Origin of the sequence: Burkholderia sp. Tr-862 (assembly GCF_011753085.1) — a bacterium.
Classification (GTDB): domain Bacteria; phylum Pseudomonadota; class Gammaproteobacteria; order Burkholderiales; family Burkholderiaceae; genus Burkholderia; species Burkholderia ambifaria.
The window spans coordinates 1-6,096 of the sequence record NZ_VWWG01000254.1 but is presented as its reverse complement, the minus strand read 5'-3'; the positions used below and the strand labels follow the sequence as shown (position 1 = coordinate 6,096).

At 65.3% G+C, this 6,096-nt stretch carries 6 protein-coding genes; 5 read left to right on the top strand and 1 reads right to left on the bottom strand.

The window, feature by feature from the left end:
• On the top strand, positions 1-410 hold a 410-nt coding region (locus tag F3J14_RS32980; RefSeq protein ID WP_211080420.1), incomplete at its 5' end, for a nitronate monooxygenase.
• A 449-nt stretch (positions 411-859) separates the two neighbouring features.
• Positions 860-2,002 carry a branched-chain amino acid ABC transporter substrate-binding protein gene (locus F3J14_RS32975; RefSeq protein ID WP_166726472.1) on the top strand — a complete coding sequence of 381 codons (1,143 nt, stop codon included), beginning with the start codon at positions 860-862 and terminating at the stop codon, positions 2,000-2,002.
• A 101-nt stretch (positions 2,003-2,103) separates the two neighbouring features.
• On the opposite strand, the gene F3J14_RS32970 is transcribed toward F3J14_RS32975, so the two are convergent.
• Positions 2,104-3,318: an MFS transporter gene (locus tag F3J14_RS32970; RefSeq protein WP_166726471.1), complete on the bottom strand. Its 1,215-nt coding sequence runs from the start codon at positions 3,316-3,318 to the stop codon at positions 2,104-2,106.
• Positions 3,319-3,611: 293 nt separating this feature from the next.
• Between F3J14_RS32970 and F3J14_RS32965 the strand changes: the two genes are divergently transcribed.
• From F3J14_RS32965 to F3J14_RS32955, 3 genes are all read left to right on the top strand, one after another.
• Positions 3,612-4,271, top strand: a complete 660-nt coding sequence (locus tag F3J14_RS32965; protein ID WP_166726470.1) for a pyridoxamine 5'-phosphate oxidase family protein — start codon at positions 3,612-3,614, stop codon at positions 4,269-4,271.
• Positions 4,272-4,626: 355 nt separating this feature from the next.
• Positions 4,627-4,920 (top strand): H-NS histone family protein, encoded by a 294-nt coding sequence (locus F3J14_RS32960; protein ID WP_011655705.1) that lies wholly within the window; start codon positions 4,627-4,629, stop codon positions 4,918-4,920.
• A gap of 237 nt (positions 4,921-5,157) precedes the next feature.
• The coding region (locus tag F3J14_RS32955) for a cation diffusion facilitator family transporter (protein WP_166726469.1) at positions 5,158-6,096 on the top strand (939 nt) is incomplete at its 3' end.

The following is a 6,096-nucleotide window of genomic DNA, read 5'->3' as shown; positions in this document are numbered from 1 at the left end:
GCCGCGGGATCGCCGCCGCGCTCGCGCTCGGCGCGCAGGCCGCGCAACTCGGCACCGCGTTCCTGACGTGCGCGGAAAGCGCGATCGCGGCGGACTGGAAGGCGCGGCTGCTCGCGAGCGCCGATACGTCGACGCAGGTCACGCGCGCGATCACCGGGCGTCATGCGCGCGGATTGCGCAACACGCTGATGGCGCGGCTCGGCGAACGCGTGGCCGATGCCGCACCGTATCCGGTGCAGAACGCGCTGACGCAGCCGCTGCGCCAGGCTGCCGCGCGCGCGAACGACGGCGACTACCTGTCGCTGTGGGCCGGGCAGGGCGCGCCGCTCGCGCGGCGGCGCGACGCCGCGCTGACGACGTCGCAACTCGTCGACGCGCTCGACGCCGAATGGCGCGCAATCGCCGTATGAATGGGTCGACGGCCGTGTGACCGGTTCGTGTCGGCGCCTCTATCGCGTGAAGAAACGCGCGTGCTGTCACGCGCGTTTCATTCAATGATCCCGTGGACAAAATACCGAATCGAAATGACACGGGAATGCTTTAAATCCACCTTCCATCCGGCCGCTCGTAATTAGCGGAAACCCTTATCAGGCGGGGCTTCCGGAGTATTCGAGCAGTCATTCCAAAGCGCCCATATCGGTAGTGTTACCACTACCCCAAAAAAGTCCCACAAATTAATTTGATCACCTACACTTGCGCGCAAGTACGGACGGGGGGCCGCTAAAAGCGGTTGTCTTTACGTGCTTGAGGCCAAGTGCATGAACGATGCAACCGGCGAATCGTCCAGTGATGCAAACACAGGGATGGCAGCGGGGCACCGGGCGATGGCGTTTTATTGGGACCGAAACTGGAGACTTACATGAATATCAAGATGCAAAAGCTGCTGCCGATCACCGCCGCGGCGATGCTGTGCGTTGCAGCTGCAAGCAACGCGGCCGCCGATCAAGTCGTCAAGATCGGCCACGTCGCGCCCTTGACGGGCGGCATTGCACACCTGGGGAAGGACAACGAAAACGGTGCACGTCTCGCAATCGAGGAGATCAACGCCAAGGGTCTCACGATCGGCGGCCAGAAAATCACGCTGCAACTCGATGCGCAGGATGACGCGGCCGACCCGCGCCAAGCCACGCAGGTTGCGCAGAAGCTCGTCGACGACAAGGTCGTCGCGGTGGTCGGCCACCTGAACTCGGGCACGTCGATCCCGGCCTCGAAGATCTACAGCGATTCGGGCATCGTGCAGATCTCGCCGTCGGCGACCAACCCGGCTTACACGCAGCAGGGCTTCAAGACCACGTATCGCGTGGTGGCGACCGATGCGCAGCAGGGTCCGGCACTCGCGAACTACGCGCACTCGAAGGGCATCAAGAGCGTCGCGGTGGTCGACGATTCGACCGCATACGGCCAGGGTCTCGCGAACGAGTTCGAGAAGAAGGCGAAGGCGCTCGGCCTGAAGGTGGTGTCGCACGACGCGACCAACGACAAGGCGGTCGACTTCCGCGCGATTCTGACCAAGATCAAGGGCGAGAATCCGGACGCGATCATGTACGGCGGCATGGACGCCACCGGCGGCCCGTTCGCGAAACAGGCGAAGCAGCTCGGCCTGCGCGCGAAGATCTTCGCGGGCGACGGCGTGTGCACGGAGAAGCTGGCCGACCTGGCCGGCGATGCGACCGACAACGTCGTGTGCTCGGAAGCCGGTGCATCGCTCGAGAAGATGCCGGGCGGCGGCGCGTTCAAGGCGAAGTACGAGAAGCGTTTCGGCCAGCCGATCCAGATCTACGCACCGTTCACGTATGACGCCGTGTACATCATCGCCGACGCGATGAAGCGCTCGAACTCGACGGACCCGGCGAAGATCCTCGCCGCGATGCCGGCGACGAACTACACGGGCGTGATCGGCACGACGACCTTCGACGCGAAGGGCGACCTGCGTCACGGCGTGATCTCGCTGTACAACTACAAGAGCGGCAAGAAGACGCTGCTCGATGAAGTGAAGATGTAAGCTGACAAGCGGTCGACAGAAGGGGTGAAGGCGCGCCCGCGGCAACGCGGGCGCGCTTTCTTTTTGGCGGGCGCGCGGCAGGCGGCGTGCCCGTCGTGCGCTCAGATTTTCAGGTGCGCGAGCACCTTCGGCGCGATCACCGCGACGAGCGCCGCGCACAGCGCGACGACCGACAGGCCGACCGTCAGGTTCGCGGTTTGCGCGACCGCGCCGATCACGACCGGACCGAACAGCAGTCCGAAGTACGCGAGCCCGGCCACGTGCGCGAGACCTTCGGCCGCGTGGATGCCTTTCACGCGCGCGGCGGCGGCGAACAGCACGGGCATCATGTTCGCGAGGCCGAGGCCCATCAGGGTGAAGCCCGTCAGCACGGCGATCGGGTTCGGCAGCAGCAGCGCGCCGATCATCCCGGCGCACGCGAGCGACGCGCTCGCGAACACGAGCTGTGGCGCGCCGAACCGCGCGCGTACCGCGTCGCCCGCGAAACGCGCGATCGCCATTCCGCCGGAGAACGCCGCATACGCGGCGCTTGCGAGCGCGGGGCTCGCCGCGACGACGTCGCGCATGTAGACCGTCGCCCAGTCGTACATCGCGCCCTCGGCGATCAGCGCAAGCAACGCGATGCCGCCGAGCATCCACAGCGCGGCCGAGCGCCAGCGGTTGCCGCCGCCGTGCGCGTGCTCGTGATGCGGGACGTGCGGGAGCACGGCCGGGCTCGCGGCCAGCAGCACCGCCGCGTTGATGGCCGCCGCGAGCGCGAGATGCACGGCCGGCGCCATGCCGGCCGACAGCAGCGCACCGCCGACCGCCGCCCCCGACATCCCGCCGATGCTGAACATCCCGTGCAGCGACGACATGATCGGCTTGCCGAGCGCGATCTCGACCGCGCTCGCCTCGGCGTTCATCGCGACGTCGAGCGTCGCCATCGAGAAGCCGAACAGCGCGAGCACGACGAGCAGCATCCAGTAGTCGGGCACGACGAGGATCAGCGCCGCGCACGCGGACATCACGAGCCCGCCGCCGAGGCACGCGGTGCGCGAGCCGACCCGCGCGATCCAGCGCGCGATCGTCAGCATCGCGGCGATCGAGCCGCCCGCGACCGCGAACAGCGCGATCGACAGCAGCCCGGGGCTCAACGCGAACTTGTCGCGTACGGTCGGCACATGCACGCCCCACGACGCGTACATCATGCCGGCGACGAAGAACAGCGCCATCGTGGCCGTGCGTGCGCGCTGGCGGACCGGCAAGGCCAGCGTGCGATGCGCATCGGGCGGCGCGGCGAAGTCGGACGAGGATCGGGAGGAAGATTCGGACATGGAACACGCTTGAATGGACGGTGCGCGGGCGCGTCGCGCCCATCGGATTCGTCCGATTCTATCGAATCGCTTACGGTCTTGCCGGCGCGCTGGCCGTTCGGCCGATCGGGATCGCCACCCACGCCGCCACGCCACCCACGCCACCTGCGCGGGCCGCGTCAGCCTTCCGGCCGATGCCCGGCCGGCCGCGGCGGCGGGTAACATCGATGCGCAGGCGGTGTGCCCCGAAGCTTGCCCGTGCTGCGCGTCTTCGCCATCCTTGCCGCCCAGTCCTTCCGACCGCAGGAGTCACCGTGAACATCGATCCCGCCCTTGCCGTGCACCTGCTGCACCGCTGCGCACTCGGCACGCTCGCGACCCACGCGCGCGACCCGCAAGGTTTTCCGTATCCGACGGTCGTGCCGTTCGCACCCGATGCGAATCATCGGCCCGTGATCCTCGTGAGCGGCCTCGCCGAACACACGCGCAACCTCGCCGCCGATCCACGCGCGGGCTTTCTCGTCGTCGACGCGCCGGGCGGCGACGTGCTCAACGCCGAGCGCGCGACGCTGCTCGGCCGCTTCGTGCCGCTCGGCGACGATCCGCATGTCACCGCGCGCTACACGCGCTACGAGCCCGACGCCGCGCGCTATCTCGCGCTCGGCGATTTCGCGTTCTGGGCGCTCGACATCGAGCGGCTGCGCTATATCGGCGGGTTCGGCCGGATGGGCTGGGTGGACGGCACGGGCCTCGATGCGCTGCCGCCGCTCGGGTTCGACGACGAACGGGCGTTGTGGGACGCGTACGACTCGAGCGGCGCGCGCCGCGACGGGCTCGACCTGCTCGGCGTCGACCGCCACGGCGCCGACTGGCGCTGCGACGGCCGCCGCGTGCGCACGCCGTTCGATCCGCTGCCGGGCGACATCGGCCCGTTGCGCGAGCGGTTGATGGCATGCGCGAGGGATGTGACGTGACGCCGCGCATGCCGCTTCGTCTGTATGGCGAATAGCGCCATACGATTTACACAAACCTGTCGCGGGATGAAAGCTTTGATTTTCCCACATGCAGGGTAATTGCGTATGTTGATAGGCCTATTACCGAAATCGGTAATGTCCTAATCTCTATGCAAGCGCATGAAAATTTGAGAAAAGGCCGTTGCCGGTCAAAATGACATGCGTGAATTACAATTGGTCTCGGGATTTTCGTGAATCCCGCTTCTATCAAATCTTTTTTGTGCTAATCTCTGCCTTCGAAAATCCGAGGCACAAATATTCCATGAATGGTGAGCTGGCTGAGACCGGCGCCATTAGTCATATAGAAAGGGAAACTATGTCTTCTTACAAGGACCTGCTGGCCCAGCGGGAGAAGCTGGAGAAGCAAATCGAAGAAGCGAAGTCGCGCGAATACGCCGAAGTGCTGAATGACGTGAAGCAGAAAATTGCCGACTACGGCTTTTCGCTCGCCGAACTCGGCCTCAACCGCGCGAAGGCAGGCAAGGTCGGTCGCCCGCGCGCAGGCGTGGCAGCCAAGTACCGCGATCCGGAAACGGGCGCGACGTGGTCGGGCCGCGGCAAGCCGCCGCGCTGGATCGCCGGCAAGAACCGCGAACAGTTCACGATTTAAACGTCCGTTTAAGTCGTCGCCTCAAAAAGAGCCGCGTGTCCGTCCAGGAGCGCGGCTTTTTGTATTGTGGCATCGGAGTGTATGCGTGTTGTCATGAAAATGTCAGAAATGGCGCGTGAATGAAAATGCGACCCGTTCGCATAAGCGATTGATTTAAATGGAAAAATTTGAGTTATCGGAATGCCTTGCGGGCTCCGTTTGATAGAATTCCGTATCCCAACCGATATCTCGTATTTCATGTCCACGTTTTCTGGCGACGCGCAAAGCGCGGATAAGCACACGGTCGCGCGCAAGAGCACCCTCGTCAGTATTGTGCTGAATGTGGTGCTTGCAACGTTTCAGATCGCCGTGGGTGTGGTTGCGCATTCGCAGGCATTGATTGCCGATGGCGTGCATTCGATTTCCGATTTGATCTCGGATTTTGTCGTACTGGTTGCGAATCGCCATAGTGGTGCATCGCCGGATGCCGATCACAATTACGGACACAGCCGCTACGAGACGGTCGCATCGCTGTTCCTCGGCGCGATCCTGATCGCGGTCGGCATCGGCATGCTCTGGCGCGCCGGCAACCGTCTTGTGGACCTCGAGAACATCCCGGCCGTCCATTTCTCCGCACTGATCGTCGCGCTGACCGTGCTCGTGTCGAAAGAGGCGCTGTTCCGCTACATGCTGCGCGAGGCGCGGCGCGTGCGGTCGGCGATGCTCGTCGCGAATGCGTGGCATGCGCGCTCGGACGCCGCATCGTCGCTCGTTGTCGCAATCGGCATCGTGGGCAGCCTTGCCGGCGTGCGGCTGCTCGACCCGATCGCCGCCGCGATCGTCGGCTTCATGGTCGCGCGCATGGGCTGGACGTTCGGGTATGACGCGTTGCAGGACCTGTCGGATCGCGCACTCGACACCTCCGCTTCGGCCGAGATCCGCGCGCTGCTCGTGGCCACGCCGGGCGTGCGCGACGTGCACGAGCTGCGCACGCGCAAGATGGGCGATGCGGCGCTCGTCGACGCGCACATCCTCGTCGATCCGATGATCTCCGTATCCGAAGGGCACTACATCGCGGAAACCGCGCGTGCGCGCGTGCTGCGCGACCCGCGCGTGCTCGACGCGCTGATCCACGTCGACCCCGAGAACGACGCAGCGCGCCGTCCGGCGCTCGCGCTGCCGCCGCGCGCCGAGATA